This is a genomic window from Allobacillus salarius, from assembly GCF_007559425.1.
GTDB classification, from domain to species: domain Bacteria; phylum Bacillota; class Bacilli; order Bacillales; family Alkalibacillaceae; genus Allobacillus; species Allobacillus salarius.
Genome location: NZ_VMHE01000058.1, coordinates 1 through 1,938, shown reverse-complemented (window position 1 = coordinate 1,938; position 1,938 = coordinate 1). Strand labels below are relative to the sequence as shown.

The following is a 1,938-nucleotide window of genomic DNA, read 5'->3' as shown; positions in this document are numbered from 1 at the left end:
GGGCTGCTAAAGCGCATGCTCCAGACTGCCTTGGGAAAAGCGCCTCCCCTACCCGGTAGATCTCGATCCTCTACGCCGGACGCATCGTGGCCGGAGTACTGCGGTTTATCTCGATGGCTACGAGGGCAGACAGTAAGTGGATTTACCATAATCCCTTAATTGTACGCACCGCTAAAACGCGTTCAGCGCGATCACGGCAGCAGACAGGTAAAAATGGCAACAAACCACCCGAAAAACTGCCGCAATCGCGCCTGATAAATTTTAACCGTATGAATACCTATGCAACCAGAGGGTACAGGCCACATTACCCCCACTTAATCCACTGAAGCTGCCATTTTTCATGGTTTCACCATCCCAGCGAAGGGCCATCCAGCGTGCGTTCCTGTATTTCCGGACTATAAAAGGATCTAGGTGAAGATCCTTTTTGATAATCTCATGACCAAAATCCCTTAACGTGAGTTTTCGTTCCACTGAGCGTCAGACCCCGTAGAAAAGATCAAAGGATCTTCTTGAAATCCTTTTTTTCTGCGCGTAATCTGCTGCTTGCAAACAAAAAAACCACCGCTACCAGCGGTGGTTTGTTTGCCGGATCAAGAGCTACCAACTCTTTTTCCGAAGGTAACTGGCTTCAGCAGAGCGCAGATACCAAATACTGTCCTTCTAGTGTAGCCGTAGTTAGGCCACCACTTCAAGAACTCTGTAGCACCGCCTACATACCTCGCTCTGCTAATCCTGTTACCAGTGGCTGCTGCCAGTGGCGATAAGTCGTGTCTTACCGGGTTGGACTCAAGACGATAGTTACCGGATAAGGCGCAGCGGTCGGGCTGAACGGGGGGTTCGTGCACACAGCCCAGCTTGGAGCGAACGACCTACACCGAACTGAGATACCTACAGCGTGAGCTATGAGAAAGCGCCACGCTTCCCGAAGGGAGAAAGGCGGACAGGTATCCGGTAAGCGGCAGGGTCGGAACAGGAGAGCGCACGAGGGAGCTTCCAGGGGGAAACGCCTGGTATCTTTATAGTCCTGTCGGGTTTCGCCACCTCTGACTTGAGCGTCGATTTTTGTGATGCTCGTCAGGGGGGCGGAGCCTATGGAAAAACGCCAGCAACGCGGCCTTTTTACGGTTCCTGGCCTTTTGCTGGCCTTTTGCTCACATGTTCTTTCCTGCGTTATCCCCTGATTCTGTGGATAACCGTATTACCGCCTTTGAGTGAGCTGATACCGGTTGGGCGTCGCTTGGTCGGTCATTTCGAATTACCAATGCTTAATCAGTGAGGCACCTATCTCAGCGATCTGTCTATTTCGTTCATCCATAGTTGCCTGACTCCCCGTCGTGTAGATAACTACGATACGGGAGGGCTTACCATCTGGCCCCAGTGCTGCAATGATACCGCGAGACCCACGCTCACCGGCTCCAGATTTATCAGCAATAAACCAGCCAGCCGGAAGGGCCGAGCGCAGAAGTGGTCCTGCAACTTTATCCGCCTCCATCCAGTCTATTAATTGTTGCCGGGAAGCTAGAGTAAGTAGTTCGCCAGTTAATAGTTTGCGCAACGTTGTTGCCATTGCTACAGGCATCGTGGTGTCACGCTCGTCGTTTGGTATGGCTTCATTCAGCTCCGGTTCCCAACGATCAAGGCGAGTTACATGATCCCCCATGTTGTGCAAAAAAGCGGTTAGCTCCTTCGGTCCTCCGATAGTTGTCAGAAGTAAGTTGGCCGCAGTGTTATCACTCATGGTTATGGCAGCACTGCATAATTCTCTTACTGTCATGCCATCCGTAAGATGCTTTTCTGTGACTGGTGAGTACTCAACCAAGTCATTCTGAGAATAGTGTATGCGGCGACCGAGTTGCTCTTGCCCGGCGTCAATACGGGATAATACCGCGCCACATAGCAGAACTTTGAAAGTGCTCATCATTGGAAAACGTTCTTCGG

1 protein-coding gene is annotated in these 1,938 nt (G+C 51.4%); it reads right to left on the bottom strand.

Translation table 11 applies throughout. The annotated features are described in order from the left end of the window. Positions 1–1,255: 1,255 nt before the first annotated feature. Positions 1,256–1,938: class A beta-lactamase (bla, locus tag FPQ13_RS12950; protein ID WP_122766919.1), on the bottom strand; the 683-nt coding region annotated here is incomplete at its 5' end.